25 protein-coding genes, 2 rRNA genes and 1 riboswitch are annotated in these 25,742 nt (G+C 36.1%); of the genes, 21 read left to right on the plus strand and 6 right to left on the minus strand.

Annotated elements, in window-relative coordinates; genetic code table 11:
- The 12 genes from ACQ5H4_RS22685 to ACQ5H4_RS22740 form a co-directional block, all read left to right on the plus strand.
- Positions 1–196: ribosomal RNA gene (locus tag ACQ5H4_RS22685) — 23S ribosomal RNA — on the plus strand; the annotation flags it as partial.
- A gap of 190 nt (positions 197–386) precedes the next feature.
- Positions 387–502 (plus strand): 5S ribosomal RNA (gene rrf / locus ACQ5H4_RS22690).
- 123 nt (positions 503–625) lie between these two features.
- A complete protein-coding gene (locus ACQ5H4_RS22695) occupies positions 626–1,477 on the plus strand; it encodes a DNA-3-methyladenine glycosylase family protein (protein ID WP_430777131.1) in 852 nt (283 codons plus the stop codon).
- 17 nt (positions 1,478–1,494) lie between these two features.
- A complete protein-coding gene (gene rlmD / locus ACQ5H4_RS22700; protein WP_430777132.1) occupies positions 1,495–2,877 on the plus strand; it encodes a 23S rRNA (uracil(1939)-C(5))-methyltransferase RlmD in 1,383 nt (460 codons plus the stop codon).
- Between the two features lie 219 nt (positions 2,878–3,096).
- Positions 3,097–3,588, plus strand: a complete 492-nt coding sequence (locus tag ACQ5H4_RS22705; RefSeq protein ID WP_430777133.1) for a YehS family protein — start codon at positions 3,097–3,099, stop codon at positions 3,586–3,588.
- Between the two features lie 351 nt (positions 3,589–3,939).
- Positions 3,940–4,077, plus strand: coding sequence for a hypothetical protein (locus tag ACQ5H4_RS22710; RefSeq protein ID WP_430777134.1), 138 nt, complete (start codon positions 3,940–3,942; stop codon positions 4,075–4,077).
- A 102-nt stretch (positions 4,078–4,179) separates the two neighbouring features.
- Positions 4,180–4,263: riboswitch (cyclic di-GMP riboswitch) on the plus strand.
- 61 nt (positions 4,264–4,324) lie between these two features.
- Positions 4,325–5,692, plus strand: a complete 1,368-nt coding sequence (locus tag ACQ5H4_RS22715; protein WP_430777135.1) for an RDD family protein — start codon at positions 4,325–4,327, stop codon at positions 5,690–5,692.
- Positions 5,693–5,715: 23 nt separating this feature from the next.
- Positions 5,716–6,054, plus strand: a complete 339-nt coding sequence (locus tag ACQ5H4_RS22720) for a hypothetical protein (RefSeq protein ID WP_430777136.1) — start codon at positions 5,716–5,718, stop codon at positions 6,052–6,054.
- A gap of 25 nt (positions 6,055–6,079) precedes the next feature.
- On the plus strand, positions 6,080–6,487 hold the full coding sequence (locus ACQ5H4_RS22725) for a zinc-ribbon domain-containing protein (RefSeq protein WP_430777137.1): 408 nt from the start codon (positions 6,080–6,082) through the stop codon (positions 6,485–6,487).
- Positions 6,488–6,585: 98 nt separating this feature from the next.
- Positions 6,586–7,890 (plus strand): DUF4309 domain-containing protein, encoded by a 1,305-nt coding sequence (locus ACQ5H4_RS22730; RefSeq protein WP_430777138.1) that lies wholly within the window; start codon positions 6,586–6,588, stop codon positions 7,888–7,890.
- A 722-nt stretch (positions 7,891–8,612) separates the two neighbouring features.
- On the plus strand, positions 8,613–8,996 hold the full coding sequence (locus tag ACQ5H4_RS22735; protein WP_430777139.1) for a hypothetical protein: 384 nt from the start codon (positions 8,613–8,615) through the stop codon (positions 8,994–8,996).
- A gap of 75 nt (positions 8,997–9,071) precedes the next feature.
- Positions 9,072–9,233 (plus strand): hypothetical protein, encoded by a 162-nt coding sequence (locus tag ACQ5H4_RS22740; RefSeq protein WP_430777140.1) that lies wholly within the window; start codon positions 9,072–9,074, stop codon positions 9,231–9,233.
- Between the two features lie 87 nt (positions 9,234–9,320).
- Here the strand turns inward: ACQ5H4_RS22740 and ACQ5H4_RS22745 are convergent, their stop codons facing one another.
- Genes ACQ5H4_RS22745 through ACQ5H4_RS22755 form a run of 3 tightly spaced genes read right to left on the minus strand, consistent with a single transcriptional unit; the run spans position 9,321 to position 10,591 of the window.
- Positions 9,321–9,752 carry a hypothetical protein gene (locus ACQ5H4_RS22745; RefSeq protein WP_430777141.1) on the minus strand — a complete coding sequence of 144 codons (432 nt, stop codon included), beginning with the start codon at positions 9,750–9,752 and terminating at the stop codon, positions 9,321–9,323.
- Positions 9,753–9,766: 14 nt separating this feature from the next.
- On the minus strand, positions 9,767–10,393 hold the full coding sequence (locus ACQ5H4_RS22750; RefSeq protein ID WP_430777142.1) for a hypothetical protein: 627 nt from the start codon (positions 10,391–10,393) through the stop codon (positions 9,767–9,769).
- A gap of 12 nt (positions 10,394–10,405) precedes the next feature.
- Positions 10,406–10,591 carry a hypothetical protein gene (locus ACQ5H4_RS22755; RefSeq protein WP_430777143.1) on the minus strand — a complete coding sequence of 62 codons (186 nt, stop codon included), beginning with the start codon at positions 10,589–10,591 and terminating at the stop codon, positions 10,406–10,408.
- A gap of 245 nt (positions 10,592–10,836) precedes the next feature.
- Here ACQ5H4_RS22755 and ACQ5H4_RS22760 point away from each other — a divergent pair, with 245 nt between their 5' ends.
- From ACQ5H4_RS22760 to ACQ5H4_RS22770, 3 genes are all read left to right on the plus strand, one after another.
- Positions 10,837–12,018 carry a helix-turn-helix transcriptional regulator gene (locus ACQ5H4_RS22760; RefSeq protein ID WP_430777144.1) on the plus strand — a complete coding sequence of 394 codons (1,182 nt, stop codon included), beginning with the start codon at positions 10,837–10,839 and terminating at the stop codon, positions 12,016–12,018.
- Between the two features lie 32 nt (positions 12,019–12,050).
- A complete protein-coding gene (locus tag ACQ5H4_RS22765) occupies positions 12,051–12,269 on the plus strand; it encodes a hypothetical protein (RefSeq protein WP_430777146.1) in 219 nt (72 codons plus the stop codon).
- Positions 12,270–12,427: 158 nt separating this feature from the next.
- Complete coding sequence (locus ACQ5H4_RS22770) at positions 12,428–13,402, plus strand: hypothetical protein (RefSeq protein WP_430777148.1); 975 nt, start codon at positions 12,428–12,430, stop codon at positions 13,400–13,402.
- 146 nt (positions 13,403–13,548) lie between these two features.
- On the opposite strand, the gene ACQ5H4_RS22775 is transcribed toward ACQ5H4_RS22770, so the two are convergent.
- Positions 13,549–15,102, minus strand: a complete 1,554-nt coding sequence (locus ACQ5H4_RS22775; protein WP_430777149.1) for an ABC-F family ATP-binding cassette domain-containing protein — start codon at positions 15,100–15,102, stop codon at positions 13,549–13,551.
- A 689-nt stretch (positions 15,103–15,791) separates the two neighbouring features.
- Here ACQ5H4_RS22775 and ACQ5H4_RS22780 point away from each other — a divergent pair.
- Positions 15,792–16,718: a DMT family transporter gene (locus ACQ5H4_RS22780; protein WP_430777150.1), complete on the plus strand. Its 927-nt coding sequence runs from the start codon at positions 15,792–15,794 to the stop codon at positions 16,716–16,718.
- Positions 16,719–16,943: 225 nt separating this feature from the next.
- Here the strand turns inward: ACQ5H4_RS22780 and ACQ5H4_RS22785 are convergent, their stop codons facing one another.
- Together ACQ5H4_RS22785 and ACQ5H4_RS22790 are read right to left on the minus strand one after the other, a co-directional pair.
- A complete protein-coding gene (locus ACQ5H4_RS22785; RefSeq protein ID WP_430777151.1) occupies positions 16,944–17,744 on the minus strand; it encodes an ABC transporter ATP-binding protein in 801 nt (266 codons plus the stop codon).
- Between the two features lie 368 nt (positions 17,745–18,112).
- Positions 18,113–19,075, minus strand: a complete 963-nt coding sequence (locus tag ACQ5H4_RS22790) for an iron-hydroxamate ABC transporter substrate-binding protein (protein ID WP_430777152.1) — start codon at positions 19,073–19,075, stop codon at positions 18,113–18,115.
- Positions 19,076–19,199: 124 nt separating this feature from the next.
- Between ACQ5H4_RS22790 and ACQ5H4_RS22795 the strand changes: the two genes are divergently transcribed.
- The 5 genes from ACQ5H4_RS22795 (at position 19,200) to ACQ5H4_RS22815 (ending at position 25,572) form a co-directional block, all read left to right on the plus strand.
- Positions 19,200–20,213, plus strand: a complete 1,014-nt coding sequence (locus ACQ5H4_RS22795) for a FecCD family ABC transporter permease (RefSeq protein WP_430777153.1) — start codon at positions 19,200–19,202, stop codon at positions 20,211–20,213.
- Positions 20,213–21,235, plus strand: a complete 1,023-nt coding sequence (locus ACQ5H4_RS22800) for a FecCD family ABC transporter permease (RefSeq protein ID WP_430777157.1) — start codon at positions 20,213–20,215, stop codon at positions 21,233–21,235. The genes ACQ5H4_RS22795 and ACQ5H4_RS22800 overlap by 1 nt, the downstream gene beginning before the upstream one ends.
- An 18-nt stretch (positions 21,236–21,253) precedes the next feature.
- Positions 21,254–22,639, plus strand: a complete 1,386-nt coding sequence (locus tag ACQ5H4_RS22805) for a M14 family zinc carboxypeptidase (protein WP_430777154.1) — start codon at positions 21,254–21,256, stop codon at positions 22,637–22,639.
- 193 nt (positions 22,640–22,832) lie between these two features.
- Positions 22,833–23,519, plus strand: coding sequence for a response regulator transcription factor (locus ACQ5H4_RS22810; RefSeq protein ID WP_430777155.1), 687 nt, complete (start codon positions 22,833–22,835; stop codon positions 23,517–23,519).
- Positions 23,506–25,572, plus strand: coding sequence for a HAMP domain-containing sensor histidine kinase (locus tag ACQ5H4_RS22815; protein WP_430777156.1), 2,067 nt, complete (start codon positions 23,506–23,508; stop codon positions 25,570–25,572). The genes ACQ5H4_RS22810 and ACQ5H4_RS22815 overlap by 14 nt, the downstream gene beginning before the upstream one ends.
- Positions 25,573–25,742: the final 170 nt, after the last annotated feature.

Consider the following 25,742-nt stretch of genomic DNA (forward strand, 5'->3'; position numbering starts at 1 on the left):
CAAAGGCATCGCTGGGTAGCTATGTGCGGAAGGGATAAGTGCTGAAAGCATCTAAGCATGAAGCCCCCCTCAAGATGAGATTTCCCATAGCGCAAGCTAGTAAAACCCCTGAAAGATGATCAGGTTGATAGGTCAGAGGTGGAAGCACGGTGACGTGTGGAGCTGACTGATACTAATCGGTTGAGGACTTAACCAAAGATGCGTAGGCGGCTTGGTTAGTCCCGACAGGCAAAAGACGAAGACTGTAAGAGGTCCTGACCTCTGGAAGGCTTTGGCTTATGACCCCGAGGGACTAGCCGCCGGAGCTCGTTTATGCAAAGTGATACTCATTCTTCTGACTTTGACTCTTTATCTAGTTTTGAAGGAACAACCTTCAAAATTAAAAGTCTGGTGGCGATAGCGAAAAGGTCACACCCGTTCCCATACCGAACACGGAAGTTAAGCTTTTCAGCGCCAATGGTAGTTGAGGGTTTCCCTCTGTGAGAGTAGGACGTCGCCAGGCACACATAAAGAGAGTAGTCATGTGACTACTCTCTTTGTTTATGACATGACTACCCTTAGGTTTTTTCTATATTTCATATAAAAATGCTATACTTACAGAAAAAACAAGGGAACGGGACAAACTATGGACAGAATAAGCATTAAAGGACCTTACAACTTTGATCAAGTCCTATCCAGACTTGCATTAGATCCATTAAATCAAATCGATCTACAGGAACGCTCGGTTAAAGTACCCCTCATCGTCGACGGAGATAAGCAAGTTGTAAAGGTAATAGGAACGGGAACTACTAAAGAGCCTTCATTTGAATTGAGTGGTAAAACAAATAGGGCGATTACCGCTCGTTTACGGGAAATCTTCCAATGGGATCAACCTTTAGATGATATTCACACCCATTTTTGTCAGACAGATTTAGCCCCGATTTTTAAAGAGCATGTGGGAACTCCTCTGGTTTTAGACTTTGATCCTTACAACTGCTTACTAAAATGCATCGTTCATCAGCAACTCAACCTGAAGTTTGCCCACACATTAACTCAGCGATTTGTTACAACCTTTGGCACAGAAAAAGACGGAGCTTACTTTTACCCAGATCCAGAAATATTGGCCAGTGTAAAAATTGAGGAGTTACGTGAGCTTCAATTCAGTGGCCGTAAAGCGGAGTATGCGATTGGTGTGGCACAAGCGATTGTAGAGGGAAAGGTAGAGCTTCATAAGTTGCACGAAAAGTCAGATGATGAGATTATGGAAGAGCTCGTCACATTAAAGGGCATTGGTCCATGGACCGTACAAAACTTCCTCATGTTTGGACTCGGTCGACCAAATCTCTTCCCAATTGCTGATATCGGTTTACAAAATGCACTCAAAAAACTATACAATATGGACCGAAAACCGACGAAGGAAGAAATGGAAGGCTACAAGCCAAGCTGGGAGCCATACGCAAGCTACGCTTCTCTTTACTTGTGGAGAAGTATCGAATAATAGATGGAGTGAACAAAATGAAACAGGAGCAATCTGTAAGAATAACTGAAAAACAAACCTTTCCACTGACAATTAAGAGACTCGGTATTAATGGGGAAGGAGTAGGCTACTTTAAAAAGCAAGTCGTCTTCGTACCAGGTGCTCTCCCAGGTGAAGAAGTAGTTGTAGAAGCAACAAAAGTTCAACCGAAGTTTGCTGAAGCGCGGATCAAAAAAATCCGAAAAAAATCAGAACATCGCGTTGCACCACCATGTCCTGTATACGAGGAATGTGGAGGCTGTCAGCTCCAGCATCTCGACTATCGTCAACAACTTGTGGAAAAAAAGGACATTGTGAAGCAATCACTTGAGCGTCATACAAAGCTAAATGTAGAAAAGTTAGATATCCGTGACACACTTGGCATGGAGAACCCTTGGAACTACCGAAACAAAAGCCAGTTCCAGGTGGGGCAGCGTAACGGTAAATTACTAGCCGGATTATATGGCATCAACTCACACAAGCTTGTTGATATTCAACACTGTGCGGTACAGCATTCCGCTACAAACAAGGCAACATCAACCGTGAAAAAGATTTTACAAGACCTTAAAGTGTCTGTATATAATGAGAAAACACGCAAAGGTATCGTACGTACCATTGTTGCTCGAATTGGTGTGAAAACAGAGGAGCTGCAGATCGTATTAATCACAAGCCAACGTGAGCTTCCTCACAAGGACGAAATCGTTGCTCGCATCAAGCAAGCTTTGCCAGAAGTAACATCCATTGTGCAAAACGTAAACGGTCAAAAAACATCTCTTATCTTTGGTGATGAAACTAGACTATTAGAGGGAAGAGAATTCATCCAAGAAACTCTAGGAGAACTCGAATTTGAGCTATCAGCAAGAACGTTCTTCCAGCTAAATCCTGAGCAAACCGTGAACCTTTACAATGAGGTAAAAGAAGCAGCAGGACTAACAGGTGTGGAAAAAGTTGTGGATGCTTACTGTGGAGTCGGAACAATCGGTCTATGGTTAGCAGATGGAGCAGAAGAAATCCGTGGAATGGATGTGATTGCGGATTCGATTGAAGATGCAGAAAAAAATGCCGAAAGACATGGAATCAGTCACGCTACTTATGTTGTCGGTAAAGCTGAACAAGTCCTACCAAAATGGGCCAAAGAAGGATGGAAACCGGATGTACTTGTAGTGGATCCACCAAGAACTGGCTTGGATCAACAGTTATTAAATACGATTTTAAAGGTAAAGCCAAAGAAAATTGTGTATGTTTCATGTAATCCATCCACACTTGCGAAAGATATCTCGGTGTTGGTTTCTAAATATAAGGTTGGTTATATACAACCTGTGGATATGTTCCCACAAACAAGTCACATTGAAAGTGTTACTAGTTTAATTTTAAAGGGATAAATGGCAGTTTTTTTGGATAAGTCAGACAATATCCACAATTTTATTCACATTTTGTATAAAAGCGGGATAAAAAAAGTGAAAAATCCTGAAAAATAAGTTATCCACAGTCTAATAAGTCTGAACCAGACGAATGGCTCCTTATTTTCAGGGGCCATTTTATTTTTTGTAACGACAAGTGCTATAGTAGGTAAGGTAAACCATCTTCAGGGGGATAAATCAATGAATAATAACGATATATTAATCAGATTAAGATACGCTTTAGATATTAAAAATGTAGACATGGTAGAAATCTTTAAACTTGGTGGAGTTGAGGTAACTAAAGATGAGGTATTAAAGATCCTCACGAAAATAAATGAAGAAGAAGAGGAAAATGAGGATGTGATCATCTGTGATGATCAGATGTTCGATGCCTTTTTAAACGGCTTTATTATTTTTAAAAGAGGAAAGCAAGATCCAAAACCAGGTCAACCTGAAAGACAGGCTCCATCTCTAAAGGAAAGCTCGAATAATCTCCTACTAAAAAAGCTGAAAATCGCTTTGTCATTAACAAGTGAGGATATGCTTCAAATTCTAGAAGATGCAGGAGTCCATGTTACCAAAGGAGAAATAAGTGCCTTATTAAGAAAAGTTGGTCATAAAAACTATAAGTTCTGTGGAGATCGTTATGCTCGTAATTTCTTGAAAGGGTTAGCTATTAGATATAGAGGATAGGGATCTATGTTTACGCACTCCACACACGTGGAGTGTGTTGCTCGGATAGTTTTAAAAGAAAATGCAGAAGCCAGATAAGGTTTCTGTTTTTTTGGATTTTTTGAGTGCGGATAAAATGATAAAAACAGTTTAGGATTAATAGTGGTGAACCGTATCATAAGTTACGGCGAAATTTTTGAGAGTGTACACTGTATCTGTAAAGAGGTACAGTGTTTTTTATATACAATGAAAGTATTACCATAATCCTAAATGATAAAAATTTGATAATATTATAGTAGTTATTTCTAATAAAATTCTCTTTTTTAATAATATGGTAATATGAATTATATCAGTTATCAAAGGAGATTATTAATGTCACCATTAGAAAATATAGAAGCTATAGAAAAGGGACTCTGGGGAGCGGCTGACACTCTTCGTTCAAATTCTAACTACGCGAGTAATGAGTATTTTATGCCTGTAATGGGAAAAGTTTATACTATTATATTGTAAATTTATGGAGTATATATTGAATTTAGGAATATTTGCTCATATAATAATATTAGATATAGGTCTTTTTTATTAGTCTGGATTACATTTTTTACTAACTTAATAGTTTAGAAAAGGCAAATTCATTGAAAAATGGAGACGCAAAGCTATAGGGGCTAACATCAAAGATTATGCCAGCCAGTTACCGATTTTTGATGAAAGACTAATCGGTATCGTTTAGTCTTTTTTCTTGTTATAAAAGGAGATTAATATGTTTTGTACAAATTGCGGGTCAAAAGTAATAAATGAATCTAAGTTTTGTCCATACTGCGGTCAGAAAATTTTATTGAAATCCTCTGAAAGGAATAAATCTGTCCAACAAATAAGGATAGAAAAAATATATCCACACGCAGGTTTTTGGTTAAGGTTTTGGGCTTATGTATTTGATTGCATTTTGATCGGTGTTCCAAGCATCCTGCTCGTTTTAAACAATCAAAGCTTTGGTATATTCACGTTCCTTGGAGGATTGCTCTATTATGTCGGATTGGAAAGCTCACCACTCCAAGGTACGCTGGGCAAAAAGATGTGTGGAATTATCGTTACGGATGACCAAGGGAATCGAATTACTGCAGGAAAAGCATTTGGACGATTTTTTGCCAGATATATTTCTTCTATTACGATTATTGGTTTTCCAATGGCAGGGTGGACGGAAAATAAACAAGGCTTACATGACAAAATGACAAAATGCTTTGTCATTAAACGGAATGAAGAAGTAAAAATTATTAAACATGTCATACATAGCAAAGATCACAATGAAAAAATCACAAACATTGGCGGGCTTTCCAGAAGGGTGAAAAAAGAAGTTTCTTCCTTGCCGATTATCACGGCTGTAGGTGATGCCATTTTAGGTGCATCGGGGCTAGATACATTACAAGAACAAATGAAGGACAATCCATATAATCCTATAAACTATATATTTTATTATGAGGCTTTTATAACCTATAAGAAAGTTAAGTCTGGTGTGAATGTGGCCAGGTTGGTTTTTAATCCCGTTGGATTTGCTATTTCCCAAGGGGTATCAGCGGGGTTAAATTCAGTAGATGACGAGTTTCAAAAGTTCGATCCGCAGAAATGTCTGGACACGGCCCTCGCGTTAGCCATGAAAAATATAAAGGAAGAAACCCATAGCAGTATTGATTTGGTGGTGATTGGAAAATCGCAATTCTATAGGGGCATTAATGAAATCGATCAAAATCAAAGTCGGATCTACCTTGAAAAATCGGTACATTACTTATCATTAGCCTGTGAATTGGAATCTGATCATGTAAAGGTTGCGGAATATCTTTTCTATCTTGCCCAGGCCTACCAACAATTAGGGAAGGAGGACCTGCAATTCCGGTCTTTGAATGTTTCTAGAAAGCTGGGATTTGGCCCTTCTTTGGAACTGATCAAGCAATTATTGCAAGAGAGGAGAATGAAAGATCTAAATATTGATAATATTGTTTGTACAAACTATACATTTCAATTCACCTATGATAGTGGTGACAAATTAGAAAAAGCTCTAACGTTTACGATTAAAGAGCAAGGCCAAAAATTTTCGAATACCACAAAAAGAGTGAAAGAATTCTTAAATACATAGACGATAAAAAGGAGAGAAACACGATGGCATTTGATTTTGACCCATTTACATCTATTGAATTGGACATTAATAAGGACGGCGTGATTGACGGCGATGATATTAAGCTATTAAAACTGCAAAATGGACTTTCGCCAGATATGAATGATTTAAACAATGACAATATGCTCGATCAATTTCAAAAATTGGATTTTAATACGGATGGGTATATGGACAAATTTCAGGCAGATCTTAATGGAAATACGGTCATTGATAAGTTTGAGAAGCAATTGTTCGGACCTGAAATGAATATGGATATCAACGGGGATGGAAGAATTGATGTCCTAGATGAAATCTTGATAAAAGAAATATATGCAAAAAGATAATAGTATCTAAGGGGAGTTTACTTTTATGGATATAAAATATTGTTCTGAATGCGGAACAGAGCGTCTGCCCAACAACCGTTTTTGTAGTGGTTGTGGATTTGAGTTCGGAAAATTGGCAAACTCGGTATCTAGCGCAAATGAAGTAGCAGCATCTGTAATAATGGAAGAGAAAAAAGTCGTAAAGCCAAAGAAAAAAGGTAGAGTATCTGCGATCATATCCGTTTTATTTGGTATTTTATGTATGTTTTTACTAGATGCAATAGAGACCGTTTATTATGTCGAGGAAGCATTAATCCTTTTAGCTGTACTAGTTGTTTGCTGTTTAATAGGGATTATTTCTGCAATCATCGGAAGGAAATTTAAAGTGCTTAGTTTTATTGGATTAGGATTAAATATATTAGCAGTTTTGGCAGCGTTTGGGAGGATGTCCTAGTCAAACAAAAAAAGATTCTTCTCCATGTGACAAGGGTAGGAATCTTTTTTTGTTTCCTAATCCATTTTATTAATGAATAGAAAAGAGAGGATATCAAATTGGACGCTAAATTTTGCTCCGAATGTGGAATAGAACGACTGACTGCGCAATTGTTTTGTGGAAATTGTGGAATGGACTTTAAAAAGGGGAAAAACGATGGTATCGAAACTAACGAGGGATCAGCCGGCTATGCATTAACAGATGAACATCGTGTTCCAACTCGAAAAAAGGGAAGGGCAGCGGCCATTATATCTATCTTATGTGGAATACTGTCTCTTTTTTTCCTTTATGTCATAAATCAAATTAATAATATCTCTACAGGCCTAGTAATTCTAGGAGCAACAGGGATTAGTGTGATTCTTGGCTGTATATGCGGAATCGTCGGGCGAAGATATAGGGTGATGTCCTTTATAGGACTAGGAATAAATATTTTGGTGTTGGCGGCCATTTTTTATCGGATGGATGTTGCTGAATTACTTGAAAATAGAACCGAAATACATGACGTCCCAATAGCATCTGCCACCCAAGAAGATCAAGAGGAAGATCCTCTATCAAGTAGTAACGATCCTTATTCGTTTGATTTTAATACGATCTTAAATATTGGTGAAACATTTTTAAATGAAGCTTCACAGGGGAAACTATATGGAGAAGATATCCATATTGGAATGAGTTACGATGAGCTGGTAAGGCTTTGGGGGAATCCGCATGAAGAGGGATGGGATGAAGGAATATATATAAGATATGGAGATTACTTTTTGGCAACAGGAGAGGAAAAAGAAGAGATTTCTAACATTTTAGTATGGCTGACAAATTACAATAAAACAATATCAGACGTAATCGATGCTTTAGGAGAACCTGCTTCTTATCAGTTTAATGAAAGGGATTGGGAAGGTTACATTGAGTATATGATTGGCGATTATCGGATTACATTTGGAGCGGATGGCGACCATAAAGTAAATGATGATCTTGAAATTGAATCGTTTGATTATAGCTCAACCGTTTCCTATTTTGAATTAGAAAAAAATCAAGAATTGTCAGATGCGGAAATCAGTGAGGAAGAAGTGGATCTCGATTCCTATGATTTTTCTGCTTATACAGGGGCAAGCTCCATCGTACAAAATGTTTCCATTGGAATGGATAAAACCGATGTCATTCGTTTGTTAGGCAATCCATCGTCTGGAGATTCCATCTTTGAATATGAATCAACATTTGATGAGATCGATGGAAGAGTCGAGGTGATTTGGACGAAGGATGAGAAAGTACAAGAATATAAAATCACTTTTACTGCCCAGCATGCAGCCAGTCAGACCTTTTGGGAAATTCAGGTTGCAGCTGACGGAACTGTTACGGAAAAGTGGAAGTAGATCTATATTTTATTACCTGACTTCTGTTCGGATAAAAAAAAGGTCAAGTCAATCTTAATCAGTCTTGACCTCAGGTGATTACTCGCTCCGACCTGGAAAGATTATGTGGATTTTCATCTACAAGTAGTAAGCGTATTTTACAGCGTTTAAGGGATGAGGAAATTATTGTTTTGGAAGGAAGAGCAAGAGCAAGTTATTATAAATTGAAATAATATGGACCAATAAGTGGATTAATACCACTAGTTTGGACCGATTCTGGAACAATAATGGACCGATACAATAAAATTTGGACCGATTCTAAAAACCAATTTTAGCTGATTACTAGATTGCGGAAAACCATAGGTGCGTAGGAAGTTATGAGGATTAATTAAAACCTCATTTAGACGTATTACGGTAAAGCGTGCCATAAGTAAATTAATCAAATAATAATTCTTTAGATAAAATCAACTATACCGTAATATCTGCGATCACTTGTCAAGCCATTGTGAGGCGGCCGCGAGGATAGTATTGAATGCGTTATTCAAATTTAAACATTTCTCACTTATAACAAATCAATTACAAACTAGAATAGGGTGGAAATTAAGATATATATCCTTTTATTGTACAGGAATAGTATCATTTTTTAAAACGACTACAAATTTATCACAACAGTACATGATACTGTTGTGATTTTTTATGATAGAGTATAAGTTTTTTAAATTTTCTTTTGAAGGAGAGATTGGATGAACATTAAACAAAAAAATGATTTATTAAAATTGAAAACCCATGGTACTGAATTAAAGATGCTAGTTGAGACAGATGCTTCATATGAGAAAAAAATGAAAGAAATCGAAGCAATTAAGCAATATCTGGATTTATTGAAGGATTTAATAGATATTGGAAAAATGGATGATACCAAAACGCTAGCTTGGCGTAAGGTTGAAAATCGGATCTTGCGGGCTAAAAGATTATTTGATTTGGGAGCTCCTAAAATGATTATCGAACATGAAGTGAAGTGGCTTACTATTATGATTGAGCATATGGACCTTATCTTTAATGGGATAGAACCTGAATTTACTGAAGAACAAAAAAAGGAGCTAGAGTGGGAAAAAGAAATGCAAGCATAAATCGTATTTAAGAACTAAGAAAAATAAAGAAAATATCTTCATTATATTATCATTTTTCTAAAAGGGAGTGATTTAATGTCAGTAATTCCATGTCAAAAGTGCAGAAATGAATTACCTAGAGAATGGCTCTGGTATGTTTGTGATACATGTGGTTATCGTATTTGTCATTTTTGTTATGCAGGGCAAGGTGGGAAATGCAGTGACTGTGCTTTCGGTTGGATGAAAGAAAAAGAATAAAGAACGAAAAGAAGAGGCTATACGAAAATAGCCTCTTTAGTCTTTCAAAAAAGTGGAAAGTCCGGAAATTTTTAATAGGAATAGAACTCAAATTCGGGCCATATTTATTGCCCCGGCAAATTGATCAAATGTTAAACACCAATTCGTACCATCATTCATATATAAAATCAATTCATTTTCTCCAAGTATTTTTAAGTCTAAAAGTTGTTCAAAGGAATAACCAACAAACTCCATAAAATCAAAGACAGCAAATCTTGCGGTTGAAGTCTCACCAATACTGCAAACTAACGGCTCGATTGGATATTTGCAAAAAGAAGAAGATTTTATTAATTTGAAATGGTTGTTACGATCCATATGAAAATGTATGGTTGGTAGATTATTAAACTGAATGAGCAGCTTATACTCATAAATACACTGTAAAATGACCTTTTTATATGCGTTGACTATATTTCGTCCAGTAGCTTCTTTATATTCATACAACTCTCTATTTAATCGAATGATAAATCCATATGTATTCATAAAAAATTCTTCCTTCAATAGAAATGTATACTATAAAAATTCAATTCTTTTTTTAGGAAATACTTCCATTGGTTTTCCTCATCTTCTTTGGTTGTTAAAATAAAATCTAGGCGAATATCAACCATCTTTTTAAATCGCATAATGGCTGATTTATTAATGATTTGTTTCCTCATAAAGTATTCAACCATATCCCATTTTACTCTTCCGTACTTCATTAAATCATTTATTCCAAAATTCTCAACAATTCCATTAATGTTATATGCATTAATACTTTCTGTAAGTTTTATAGACCCATATTTGTGTTTTACATACTTTTTCTGTTGTAGGTCTGTACATTGCTCCATCAATTTTCTGGATGAATCATAAATTTTTTGATATTCATCCTTCTCTTTCATTAATTCATAAAAAGACTGAGCTAAGCGGTCATTGTTTATATCTTGATTAATAGGACCTTTTGGCAATAAAATACGGCCATTATTATTTGGATGAATGGTAATATGTATTTTCTTATCCGAGATGAAAGGTTTAAGAGTATCTAGTAATTCAGTAGGAGTCCCTTTATTAGAAATGTAGACGCATGGAATAAGCAGTCCGCGATCATGTAAAAACTCATTCAGTTCTTCCTGCTCAATATGATACATTTCTCTTTTACGCTATTTGGCGATGACCTTCTTTCCGAAAAATTCGAGCCGCTTATTTTCTGTTGTTTTCAATCTTGTTTTTAACTGCTCTTTTATTAAATCGATGTGCTTGTTTACCTGCTTTAGTCGTGGATAAGTGCCATTTTCATATAATGTTTCTATAATTTGCGCAGATGAAACAGTATGAATTTCATTCAATATCATCCCTCCAAAACAAAACAATATTATTTTCATATTTTATTATTCTCCAGCAATACAATGGACTGTTGTAAAGTGTAAAGTAAAGAATATATGAAGTCCTGTTCTTTGAAAAAAAAAATAGATGACTATTTCTTGTACCCATATTTTTCTTAAAAAATGAATAGAAATGTCGATATTGTAAGTAAAGGATATTTTAGTTCTATTTTCCTATTGCTTGGAAGGAGTGATTAAAGATAGAAAGAGTGATACTTCTTAAAGGGAAAATTAGTAAACATATTTCTGTTTATAGAGAAAAATATGGGAAAAGCTTTCGATATTGGTCGGAAATTCAATGGAATGAGGAAAGAATAGAACCTACTCCAAAAGTGGATAGATTTTCGAGAGTTCTAAAAATATTAAAGGCAAAAATACTAGATTTTCATGATTTGGAAATCCTCGAAGGTCAGTCCAACTTTATTAAAGATTTACAAAATTCCCAAAAGGGAGAGTTCACCCATTATAATTCACAAGAAAGAATCGTACACATTTGCCAAAGGCTTATAAAAGGCGAGGAAATATCAATCGATCACGAGACGATGGTGTATGGGGTACATAAGGAAACGATTAAAAAAGACATTTATACTTTGCGGAATATACTAAGAGATTATAAAGTGGAGTTTAATGATACATATAAAATTAAGGAATCAGAAAGATTAACGGTTGCTGAAGCCTTGATGATACTCTTGATGATTTATCACAGTAAAAGTCTAAACTCTACAGAAGTCAAAACACTTCAAACTAAAATAATCAAACAATTTTCAGGAGAAGAACAAAAACGATTACGTTCATTTTTCAATAGCTTCGATTTTTATTACAAGGAGTTTGTTTCCAAAGAATTAATTCAGGATATAGAAAAAATATTCCGTGCAATTACACAAAAGAGATTACTAACATTTACGTATGCTAAACCTGACGGATCAGCAAAGGTACGAATGATCAAGCCATTTACGATCATTGTACATGATAGCATGTATTACCTTGTCGGTGAAGAATTAGAAAGTGATAAACAAAACCCAGTAAACTTTCGCTTGGATCGAATACATAATCTTACATCCTTAAATGAACGATACAAAGAAAATGAGCATACAAGATTCCAACCAGGTGAATATATCAATGAATCATATAATATGTTCACCGGTAAAAAGGAAATAGTGACGTTAAAAATCCGTCCATATTTAAGAGAATACCTCATTAGAAAATTTCCTTTTGCAAAATCTATTAAAGTGAATGAAGACTGGGAAACGTTAGAAGTTATTGTACGAGGAACGGATGGAATTCTTTTTTGGATTTTATCTCAAAAAGCTGATGTAGAGGTAGTAGGGCCAAGAGATTTTAGAGAAAAAGTAATAACAACAATTCAGTCAATGATTCAGGTTTATAAATAGTAATTATCATTTATCAGGGAGGTTAAATCCATTTGACTAACAAAATAATCGTAAATGCAGACGATATCGAGGGAGTAATTAAGGAAGGCTCAATCGTTTACTATAATGGAGAACCGTTTACAGTAATAAATGCTCATTATAGTGATGAGAAAGGGGAAGGGGTTATTTTAGAGTCTATTTATAATGATAAGGTGAAAAATTTTGAATTTGAAAAGATTAAAAGAAAGTGGAAGAGTAGGGAATTAAACTAATTAGGATGATTAAATTACTAGTAAGTCGAAAGTACTTTTGTAATTAGTAATAATGAAGATAAATGTCATATTTAATGATATGAAATTAATTTTTAATTTTTTTTATTACTAAATTTTTTACCATACAAAAACAGAATGGACTAGAAGGGGGAACTATAATGAAAGACTGGAAGATTAATAAGGAACAGTATGAAAAATTATTACATTATATCGGTTCTGGAGACCTTCCGAATGCAAAAATAATTGTATTTGGAAATGAAGAGGGAGTAGGAGGCAATCCAGTTTATGCTAATGTTGAAGCACGAGAGAAATATTTCGGCAAAAAAGATGGAGAGAATTTCTACTCATATACTATTGACCCAGAAGGAGATTATAAGAAGGGGTTTTGGAATCCCTCTGCTATAGAGGGAGAAAATAGGGTATTCAGAATAATGGAAGAAAATAAACATGAGTTACCGAAAAAAGGGTTTACTAAAGGTGGATTTCTCCAATATTGTTCAAGAATCTGTTTAGCAATCGAAGATAATAAAAATGACATTAGTTACTGGTTTGAACCTATTAATGAAAATCATGAAGCTAAGAAAGAAATATTAAAATATATTAGAGACGGATTATTTCAACCCAAAAAAACCGGAATTCAAACATTTCTAATGGACTGGAGGCCATTACCAAGACCAAATGAGAATTGGTGGGGTGATGAGTACTCTAAGAGCATCGATAGGAAAAGTTATTTAAAAGCCTTTAACTTAACTTCATCAAGAAAGGATTATGAAGATCAGTTTAGTAACTATAGTGAAGACGTAATTACCAGAAATAATATTCTTAAAAATGCAGTTATATATTCTAATGCAAAAGTTTTAATAGGGTTAGGAAATATTGATACAAAACAAAAATTTATTAAGGAAATATTAGATCTTTCAGATTCAGACTTTAAAGAATTTAATATAGAAGGAGTTAATGTCCGAGCGGTAATAGGTAATAAAAAATTTAGAGAAAGAGATAAAGATTTATCTATATTTTTGTTGCCGTTTCCGTTAAGTGGCCATGCGTCTTTTAAAAATGGATATGAGATGAATTCTTTTTTCTTAGAAGTAACGAAGAAAATAAAAAGCATATTAAATAATATTGAATAAATGCACTTATATAGGATAAACACCACTACATCAATCTATCTGCGATCACTATTCAAGCCACGTTGAAGGTGTTGCTAACCTAATATTGAATTAGATAGAAAAGGGTACCCCAGTAAAATTTTTCTGAGGTACCCCTTAATCTTTATTTAAAACACTTTCGTAGTCCAATCCTCACAATTCCAAATATCAGTAGCAATTTCACGATAGAAATCAGGTTCGTGTGATACCATCAAGATACTTCCGCGATATGCCTTTAAGGCACGCTTCAATTCTTCCTTTGCATCCACATCTAAGTGATTGGTAGGTTCGTCTAGAATTAATAAATTCGTTTCTGTGTTTAGAATTTTACACAATCTAACTTTGGCTTTTTCGCCACCGGAAAGGACTTCGACTTTACTTTCAATATGTTTCGTCGTTAATCCACATTTTGCAAGAGCAGCACGGACTTCAGCCTGATTCATACTTGGGAACTCGCTCCAAATCTCTTCAATACAAGTGTTGTAGTTGGACTGTTTCACTTCCTGCTCGAAGTACCCGATGTGCTGATACTCACCACGTTCCACTTTACCCTCCAGCGGATTAATCAATCCAAGAATACTTTTTAAAAGAGTAGATTTCCCGATACCATTTGCACCAACGAATGCAATTTTTTGTCCGCGTTCCATTTTCAAATTTAGAGGGCGGGAAAGTGGTTCATTGTAACCTATAACAAGATCTTCAGTCTCGAAAATCCAACGACTAGCTGCACGAGCTTCTTTAAAGTGAAACTCTGGTTTCGGCCTTTCTTTCCCCAATTCAATAACTTCCATTTTGTCGAGCTTCTTTTGACGAGACATCGCCATATTACGAGTTGCAACACTGGCCTTGTTACGAGCAACGAAATCTTTTAAATCAGCAATTTCTTGTTGTTGACGCTTATAAGCAGACTCTAGCTGTTGCTTCTTCATTTCATATATTTTTAAGAAGTTATCATAGTCCCCAACATAGCGATTCAACTCTTGGTTTTCCATGTGGTAGATCAAGTTAACAACATTGTTTAAGAATGGAATATCATGTGAAATCAAGATAAATGCATTCTCATATTCCTGTAAATAGCGCTTCAACCATTCAATATGCTGTTCATCCAAATAGTTCGTAGGCTCGTCTAGTAATAGGATTTCAGGTTTTTCTAACAAAAGCTTAGCTAGCAAAACTTTTGTACGTTGCCCACCGCTAAGATCATTTACATCTCGATCAAGTCCAACATCGTCTAATCCTAGACCACGAGCCACTTCCTCAACTTTTGAGTTAATTTGATAGAAATCATTACTATCTAAAGTTTCTTGTAGCTCTCCAACTTCTGCAAGTAATGCATCGATATCTGCACCTTCGTCACCCATTTTTGCATAAAGTTCATTGATCTCTGCTTCAGCATCAAAAAGATATTGAAAAGCAGTACTCAAAGCGTCACGCATCGTAGTACCTTTTTGAAGTACAGCATGCTGGTCTAAATAACCAACACGAACTTTTCGAGACCACTCTACTTTCCCTTCGTCGGGTTGCAACTTCCCAGTAACAATATTCATGAAAGTAGACTTACCCTCACCATTAGCCCCAACGAGGCCAACATGTTCGCCTTTTAATAGTCGAAAAGACACATCATTAAAAATGGCACGATCACCGAAACCATGACTTAAATTTTGTACATTTAATACGCTCATTTTTTAACCCCTTATCTAATGTCACATGTGGATATCTTACTAGATTTAGACTAGTTTTTCTATCTTGAATTTATTTTATTTGCAAAATGTAATTCGATTTTTGGGCTAAATTGAAGTCTGCCCTTTCTTAATTAAGTGAGGTTATTGAACTAAAATACTAGGACGAATAAAAATTGGTATTGTCACTTAAATTTATTCTAATTATTAATCGTTGACAAGATTGAATGATAAAATTATTATATAGTCAACCTCACATTAATAGCATTATAATTCCCCATACTAAAACGAGCATAAGCAATTTCTTCTAACTATACAATAATGGCGATTCTCTTTCAAAGAGTGATGCCCAAACTTGGGATCAAAGGCAAATCTTGGATTTTATACTAAACTGTTTAGCAACAGTACAGAAAGAAGGCAGCGTTAGAGTGTATTTTGGCTAATGGTTTAAACGGAATGGTGAATTTTTCAGTTCCTCTACTTTCCCTCTACAATTACTTCCTCTTTTGGTTCCTATTACTCATATGAAATTTCTTTTTAAAAACCCACCCATAAGAAAACTCACAGGGAATTGTTCTTATTTTTATCACAGATGTAACATAACTCATTTACAGACTATCTAACTATCTAGTAATCTTGATAGAAAAGATTGTTCATATGTAAGGACAAGGAACAGAAGGAAGGGCTAGGTTTTGTCTAGAGGTTTACTGTATATCTTATTATTTTTATTAATGGTGATATGGGGATTCAATGTGTCGGCCATTAAAATTTTAGTGACGTATTTTCCACCAGTTTTTATTCAAGGTGTTCGTGTGTTTTTGGCGGGGTTGGTGGTATTAGTTGTCCTTATTTTATCCAAGAGGTTTGAGAAGATATCTCGAAAAAATATACTTGGAATCTTCGTTGCTGCCTTATTTGGAGTGTTTGGTCATCATCTTTTCTTAGCACTTGGATTAACTCTAACGACCGGTTCAAATACGGGTCTTATTCTAGGTTTAGTCCCACTTTTCACTTCCATTTTTGCCATGATTTTTCTAAAAGAGGTCTTAACAGTGGCCAAGACTCTCGGTATTTTAGCGGCTCTAAGTGGTGTTTATTTTATTATTTTAAAAGGAAATGGACCTGTTTCTGGGTTTTCATTAGGTGATCTATATATCTTTGGAGCGGTAATCACGCAAGCGATTAGTTTTATTTTGATAAAAAAATTAACTGCCAATCTGGATTCACGGCAAATGACGGGAATCATGCTAATAGTAGGGTCTTTGATGATGTTTGGATTTAGTTTTTGGATAGAACCAGTTGAGATAAGCCAATTCCAACAGCCAGTGTACGTTTGGATAGTTTTACTAGCTTCAGCTGTTTTTGCCACAGGACTTGGCCACATGCTTTATAATTATGCGATCCAACAATTAGGTGCAGGCTCTACAGCTATTTTTATCAATCTTACCCCGTTCTTCTCATTGCTTGGCTCAGCTCTGTTCTTAGGAGAAAAGATTGTGCTTGAGCAGTTAATTGGTTTTATACTAATCGTATTTGGAGTTATTTTAGGCACGGGGATGCTAGAAGATTCTTTTCGCAGTCTAAAACGTCGTAATTTCACAAGGTCATTGGAAAGATGATTTCTGAGAATATAAATTGCGGTATCTATAAAAATAGTTCACTCATGAGAAGCTGTAAAAATAAATATCAGCTTCTTTTTCTTGCCCTTTTCAAAATGGTTGTTTTCAAAACCAGGTCCCTCACTTTATTCACCATTAATCTTATATATTTTTTGACTAATGGAGACAAAATAAAAAGCCAACCCAATTAACTTGAGTCGGCTTCAATGTGTTATTCATTCTATCCTAATTCGACAAAACCGATCGCCCTTTTCCGTGTGGCACACAAACCGGAGTACCAAAAATAGGATCACAAGAAATGCTGCAATTCATTTGGAACACTTCGCTGACCAATTGGCACGTAATGATGTCCTCAGGTTTTCCTTGGGCATATACTTTTTTGTCTTTTACGGCAACGATATGATGGGCATAACGACTAGCAAGATTTAAATCGTGTAAAACCATGACAATGGTATGGCCTTTTTGCTCGTTTAGGTCAAATAATAGATCAAGGATTTCGATCTGGTGTGTCATATCTAAATAGGTTGTAGGTTCATCTAATAAGATGATATCTGTTTCCTGTGCTAAGGTTAAAGAGATCCATGCTCGTTGGCGTTGACCACCTGACAACGAATCAACAGCGCGGTCTTTTAAGTGAAGCATGTTGGTTGCTTCAAGCGCACGTTGAACAGCGTCTTCGTCTTCTTTAGACCATTGCTTGATAAGGGAACGGTACGGGTGTCTGCCTTGTTTGACTAGTTCATATACAGTTAAGCCTTCAGGTGAAACAGGGCTTTGTGGTAGTATTGCTAGCTTTTTTGCAATCTCTTTTGTTTTCATTTTGGAGATTTCTTCACCGTTAAGCAGGATATTGCCACTCTTAGGCTTTAGTAACCGAGCTAAAGACCGAAGAAGGGTGGACTTCCCACAACCGTTGCCTCCAATAAAAACAGTGATTTCCCCTTTAGGAATTGTGATATCTAAATTATCAATGATGATAGTATCCCCATAACCTAGTGTTAAATTCTTTGCGGATAATGAGTGCATTGATATCTCTCCCCTAAAGTAAAACGTAAAATGTTACTTTCATTTTATTTGGTTTCCACTATGCAGTCAATGATAACTATTATCAGTCGGAAAATAGACACAATTCATATCCAAATATTTGTAAAAAGGCTGGTTTCGTAAAGTTTGTTGTTTTGGAAAAATCCCAGAAGCCGGATTTTTCCCCGCATAACGCTGGGTTTATTGGTCTATTTGGAGAGTAGCTCTTTTCTAAAGATGATAAAATTCTGATTGGCTGTAGAAACATAAAGTTTATTGTCGAGAAAGTGTGTTTATAGCAACAATGTTTTAGAAAAGAGCCTTGTAAAAAAATGCTGTTCTCATGAGGAGACAGCATTTTTTTGAAAAGGTTATTTTACTAACGCACTTAAAATATCTTCAATGGTTTGTTGAGATGCAAGCAATCCTTTATTTGTCCAATTACTTGGATCATTGATGAGATGGATGTTTCCATTTTTAGCAGCAGGTGTACTTTGCCATACTGAGCTTTTTTCCAATGTCTCGATTCCTTGTTCGCCTTCAAGAGCTAATAAAAAGACATGGTCGGCATCGAGTTCAGATAGCTTTTCAACGGAGATTGGATTCCATGATGCAGCATCTGCTGGCCCTAGTTCCTGAATCAATGTTGGTTGCTTGATTCCTAATTCCGAGTAAAGCACCTCTGCGCTATGACGGTTTTGTTCGAATAGGAAGAATTGATTTCCAGCTGCCCAGATAACAGCTACTGTTTCTTCACCGATCGCTTCTGATAATTGATCCCGAGCAGATGAAACGGTGTCTTCGTACTCACTTAAAATTTTTTTCGCTTCCTCTTCTTTGCCGAGGATCTTCCCGAAGGTCTCAATTTGCTTTCTCCAATCTTTAACTGTTTCTTCTGTCATTAAATATGTTGGAGCAATTTTGTTATAATCTTCATAAGTACCTTCATAGCTTTCCATATTATTTTCTAAAATAATCAATTCTGGTGCATGATTCAGCACTTGTTCAACTGGAAGATTCCATTCTATTGTAGGGACATCTTTTAAGTCAGACTCTAAATATTCCTGAACAGATTGTCCAATAGCCCACTTAGCAACAGGAGTAACACCTAGAGCAAGTAAAGCATCTTCATGATAAGGAGCAAGGATTTTTTCAGCATTCGCTGGGATGGTTACTTCACCCATGGCAGAATCTAATGTGATCTCGGAATTGTTTGTTTCAGTTTCTGTCTCAGATTCAGAAGTGGAATTATCATTTCCACAAGCTGACATAATAAATAATAAACCAACCATCATAATAGTAAAAATACGACGAAATTTCATATTAGTTTTCAAAATCAAATTCTCCTTTATGGTATAATTTCTTCGTTAATGATAATCACTTTCAATTACTGAGTCAATTCGATATTGTGTTTTTTTTTGACAACTTCAAGAATTCAGCAGAAAACAGGGGAGATCCATGCGCCAATTTATTCATCATTCGAACACATCCAAACTTATCATCAATATTATAACCATCCTTTTATTAATTGTTTCAATTGGCTTATCAGTTTCCTATGGATCAACCAATATTGCTCTAGGAACGGTATGGCAGGCAGTGTTTCATTTTAACCCAGAAATAACCACTCATCAGGTGATTCAAGAATTACGTTTGCCTCGTGCCTTTTCAGCGGCATTAGTAGGTGCTTTTTTAGCTGTTTCTGGGGCGGTCATGCAAGGAATGACACGCAATCCATTGGCATCCCCTTCGATTATGGGGGTTACGGATGGAGCGGCTTTTGCCCTTGTCCTGTTGCTAGCATTTTTCCCTACCGTTTCGACAATGGGGTTAATCAGTTCGTCCTTTATCGGTGCTGGTTTAGCTGTAGGACTTGTTTTTATGGTTGGGTCCTTTTCACCTAGTGGATTAACGCCTGTAAAACTTGCCTTAGCGGGTGTAGCAATCGGCACGATGTTACGTTCTATCTCTTCCATTCTTTCCTTACATTTTAATTTGGAAAAACAAATGGGATTTTGGCTTGCCGGTGGACTAGATGGGACAAGTTGGGCCTCCGTCACCATTTTGTTCATTTCAGGAGCCATCGGTTTATTTATAGCAATATCGATCTCTAAATCGATTACCGTGCTCAGCTTAGGAGAAGACATGGCAACAGGTTTAGGACAAAATAATATGATGATCAAATTATTTGGAATTCTGTCCATTCTCATTCTTACAGGTGCAGCCGTATCTGTAGCTGGAGCAGTAGGGTTTGTTGGACTTATTGTTCCTCATATTACGAGATTCATTATTGGAACGGATTACAGGTGGATTATTCCATCATCTATTCTTTTTGGGGCGTTGTTACTTGTATTAGCAGACGTGGTCTCAAGACTAGTGAATGCTCCTTTTGAAACACCAGTGGGGGCCATTACCTCACTTATTGGAGTTCCCTTCTTCCTTTATTTAGCTCGAGGTAGTGGAGGTGGAAAATGATGAATGCGTTTGAAGCAAAAAAGAAGAAAAAGCTGATTGGTATCATTGTTCTATTAATCATAACGATTCTACTTATGCTTTTTGTTAGTTTAAGCACAGGTGTCATTCAAATTGCCCCAGCAGATGTCATAAAAACATTATTTCATAATGGTACGGCTCGGCAGGAGCTTGTTCTGTTTGATTTTCGATTACCAGGCATTTTGTTGGCTTTATTAATTGGAGCAGGATTAGCTATTTCTGGTGTCATCTTACAGGGAATTACTCAAAATGAACTGGCTGATCCTGGAATTTTAGGGATTAACACAGGAGCAGGTCTTGCCGTCGTTTTATTTATTTACTTTTTCAAGGGGCAACTCGATGTTACGAGCTCTTTCACTATTTTTATTATGCCGGTTGCTGCATTAATGGGTGCAATTGTCGCTGCACTGATCATCTATGCACTGGCATGGAAAAGAGGTGTCAATCCGATTCGGCTTGTCTTAGTCGGGATTGGTGTAAATGCAGGTTTTGCCGCTTTTCTGACCATTTTTCAATTGAAAATGGATCCCCAAGATTTCAGGCAAGCGACGGTTTGGCTGACAGGCGATATATGGAATGCTAGCTGGCATTTTGTGTTTGCTTTACTCCCTTGGATTTTACTATTAATTCCTATCGCTCTTCAGAAAGCTCACTCCTTAAATGTATTAAATTTAGGAGATGACGTAGCCTCTGGATTAGGAACAAATGTAGAGTCTGAGAGGCGGCTATTATTACTTATTGCCGTTGCGCTTGCCGGTGCTTCCGTTGCAGCGGGTGGAGGAATTGCCTTTTTAGGATTGGTTGTTCCGCATATTGCTAGAAAAATCATGGGTCCATTACATCAATATATCATTCCTGTCTCAGCACTTATAGGGGCGTTACTGTTAATGGTGTCTGATACGATAGGAAAGAATCTATTAGCACCAACAGAAATTCCTGTAGGTATTATCGTTTCATTACTGAGTGCACCTTATTTTGTTTATTTACTAATCAGGACCAAATAAAGATGTTGAGAGGTAACTATGAATTTACAATCTGTTGTTGATCATGTACCGGATTACAAAGCTTTTCTGACTGTAGATGAAATGGATGAGAGCTGTCGGAAGCTTGCTCGTGATTTTCCAGGCATCGTTACCGTTTTTGAAGCAGGAAAATCACGAAAAGGGCATCCCATTTTATGTATGAAAATTGGAGATGGACCAAAGAATGCTTTGTGCTTTGCCTGTCCACACCCGAATGAACCGATTGGAGCGATGACACTAGAATATTTTTCTCGGGCATTAGCTGAGAATAATGAATTACGAGAAGGGTTAGGGTTTACGTGGTACATGATTAAATGTATTGACCCTGATGGTGTTCGTCTAAATGAAAATTGGTTTAAAGGACCGTTTACAGTATATAATTATACGAAAAATTATTACCGGCCGATCGGGTATGAACAGGTGGAATGGACCTTTCCAATTGACTATAAAGAACTGCATTTTCATAACCCGCTTCCAGAAACAAAAACGTTAATGAAGTTAATAGAAGAAACCCAACCAGAGTTTATGTACTCATTACATAATGCAGGTTTTGGGGGTGCTTATTGGTACATCACCCATGACTATCCAGAGCTATATGAAGGGTTGCGTAATTCAAGTATAAAACAAGGCATTCCCTTAAATTTAGGTGAGCCGGAGGAACCTTTCATCACGAAGTTTTCTCCAGCGATATTTAAAAATATGACCATTGGTGAGGCGTATGATTTCATAGAGAAGTATACTGGAGAGAAGCCGAATATTAAAAATGGTACGTCTAGTTCAGACTTTGCTGGGAGCGTAAACGCCGATTGTGTCACACTTCTGACGGAGCTACCTTATTTCTTTGATTCTCGGATCGAGGATATGAGCGAAAGTGAAATGACACGAAAAGAAGCCATCTTAAAGAGCGTGGAAGTATCTCAAGCTCATTTTGCTCGCTTAGACCAACTACTGCAGGATATTCGCCCCTATATACAAAAAGAAAATCCTTTTGTAAAGCTTGTGGAGGAAGTCATTCAGTATGTTCGAGAAGGCAGTGAAGCCAAAATCAAATGGGCCGAAAGCAATCCAGAGTTTGAAAAATGGGCGAAAATGGCGGAGGTTTTTGATAACCTTTATGCGGCAAAATTTTATAATGGTTTGTATTTAGGTTTAACGGTCCGAACATGTGAATATGAAATAGAACGACTCCAACTACTTGAACACAGGGATGAACAAGCTCTTTATAAGCTGAAGGAAGCGTTTAATAAAGGTGAGAAGTTATTAGAAGAATATTGTAACGTGTTAGAAAATGAACTTGATTACACATTTATCCCGATTCAAAAACTGGTGCGTATTCAAGTAGAGAGCGGATTAATAGTAGCGAATTACATTCGAGAAAACCGATAATATACTTTCTCTATCTACCAATTAAATAAACCTAAATTCAAAAGTCAACTTCATAGTTGGCTTTTTTTAAACACTAAGAAAATCTTAAGATTTGCATTAGGGGTTTATTAATATTTTGAGGGTATGCTTAGTCTAGATGAAAAACACATAGGGGGTATAATATGTTTGAACTTATAAATTGGAGTGAAGGCTCATGAACATATTGGTTTGTGATGATGACCAATCGATTGTAGATGCAATCGGAATCTATTTGGAAAATGAAGGCTATCTAGTCTATAAAGCATTTAATGGTGTAGAAGCGATAGAAATGATTGAGAATCATGATATCCATCTGATTATCATGGATATTATGATGCCTAAGATGGATGGAATTACAGCTACGATGAAAATTAGAGAAGAAAATAAAATACCATTGATCATGCTTTCAGCAAAATCTGAAGACTACGACAAGATATTAGGATTAAATATTGGAGCGGATGATTACATAACCAAGCCTTTTAATCCTCTGGAGTTAATCGCTAGGGTGAAATCGCAGTTGAGGAGATATACAACCTTTGGAAGCCTGGAAACAAGGAGTAATGTCTATCAAACAGGTGGTCTGATGATTGATGATGAAAGGAAATTGATCACTGTCGATGGAGAAGAGGTACATCTAACACCTGTGCAATACAAAATTTTAAAACTTCTAACGGCTAATGCTGGAAGGGTTTTTTCCATAGAGGAAATCTATGAGAAGGTATGGAATGAAACAGCTTTTAGTCCAGAAAATACAGTAACCGTTCATATAAGAAAAATTAGAGAGAAAATCGAGATCAACACCAAAGAGCCAAAATATTTAAAGGTGGTGTGGGGAGTTGGATATAAAGTTGAAAAAATTTAGCCACTTAAACATAACGAAAATAGTAGTTTTTATTATCGTATTAATCTCTTTTACCGGGGTGATCAAGAACGTTTCGGTTGTAGAAATTGAAAATAGTGGTAATTTCAGCGCTGTTTTTGAAGAGAACTATTTTCACAGCTTATCATATGTGCAGGAAAGTGAAGAGATAATCAGTAAACTATCAATCCTAATAGAAGAATATAAGAGTGAGGAACATATCCTCAAAGGTGGAACGATCACTGAAGAGGAAATAAGGAGTGAAGAAGAAAGATTATATTCAGATTTTCAAGCGTATTCCAGAAGCTACAATCCTGAACAAAGTGAAGAAGCTAACTATGCAAGGTTTAAGGAGGAATATGCCGTTCAACTCACTGAGGCAAAGAACGAGCTAATACAGAATGACTTAAGAGATTATCATTACATCCTACAAAGATTAGAAGAGTTCGATGGTCCCATGTATTATGCTAGTGATAGTGTAAATGTATACACAAACACCACGTTAAAGGAAAAACAACAGTTTCAAGCGCATCCATCCTATATGATTTTTGAGGGATATAAACAAGAGATATATCCAAAAGAAGTGACAAACAATGAACATCTTTACCGGATTACAGAAAGTATTCAACAACTCGATCCAGAAGGTCAGGTAATTTATGTATCTTTTGATGACGATTTTTTAGATCTTAAGATAACAAAATGGGAAGAAAACAAAGAAATTGCCCAAAAAAGCCTGTTTGGCTTACTAGCCTTTTTACTAGGATTTATGGTGTTCTTTTCTTATTTAGTACTTGTAATTGGTAGAAAAAAGTTTAAAACTCATGAGGTACACTTACATGCATTGGATAAACTATATACGGATGTTAATCTAGTTGTATTAATGCTTCTCTCAGGGCTATGGTTTACTCTGATCGAAGAAATCAACGTAACGAACATCGATGTGATGCTCATTCCGTTAACCCTTTCCTTTGGAGCAGTTGGATTTGTCCTCTTTTTATCATTAGTAAAGCATGTTAAAAATAAAACCATATTTAAGCATAGCCTAATCTATACAATATTTTATAAGCTTTTTACATTCGTAGGAGATGTCTACGCAAGTGGAAGTGTTGGTATCAAAACGGTATTGCTTGTGATTGGGTATCCTTTATTGGTTGCGGCAACGTTTTTCATGTTTCCTGTAACCTTGGGGATTGCAGCTTGGTTTGCCTTTAAGAAGGTTAAGTCATTTAAAGCAATAAAGGATGGGGTAGAAAGAATAAAGGATGGAGATATACAGCATTCAATCACTGTTGAGGGAAAAGGCGAGTTTGCCAAACTAGCTGGTCATATTAATAGCCTCACCGATGGGTTGAAAAAAGCGGTTGATAGTGAACTAAAGAGTGAAAGGTTAAAAACAGAGCTCATTACCAATGTATCTCATGATATACGAACCCCTTTGACGTCGATTATTACGTATGTAGATCTGTTGAAACAGGAAAAAGATTTATCAAAGATAGAAGAATATGCGGAAGTATTAGATCAAAAATCGAAAAGACTAAAAATATTAACCAATGATTTATTCGAGGCAGCAAAAGCGTCTAGCGGGAACATCCCTGTACATTTTGAACAAATAGATATTGTATCATTAATAACCCAGGGATTAGGAGAAGTGAATTCGAAAATCGAAGCCATGGAATTAGATATTAAGTTAAACTATCCAGATAATAAAGTATATATCAAAGCCGATGGAAAACTATTATGGAGATCGCTAGAAAACTTATTATCCAATATATTTAAATATGCACTTAGAGGATCAAGAGTGTATATAGATATTGAGGATGTAGGGAAAGAAATCCTCATCACCTTCAAAAATATATCAGCTTACGAGTTAAATATCTCTGCCGAGGAATTAATGGAACGTTTTACAAGAGGTGATGAATCCCGATCAAGTCAAGGTAGTGGATTAGGACTGTCGATTGCAAAAAGCTTAATTGAAATCCAAAAGGGAAGATTTGATATTCAGGTGGATGGAGATTTGTTTAAGTCAACAATTTATATGCCTAAAGACATCTCCTGAGCCTAAGTGCAAACCTTCTTAGATAACAAAGCATCCCTTTACCAAAAGGGATGCTTTGTTTATTTAAAAGATAAGAAAGTATAATATTTTCGACTTTGAGAATTGTCTAGCTCCAGCGCCCTAGCGCCTAGTGTCCTTCGCTCTCCGCCCTACGATAAGTCAACATCGAA

Source organism: Bacillus coreaensis (assembly GCF_050586445.1).
GTDB classification, from domain to species: Bacteria; Bacillota; Bacilli; order Bacillales; family Cytobacillaceae; genus Robertmurraya_A; species Robertmurraya_A coreaensis.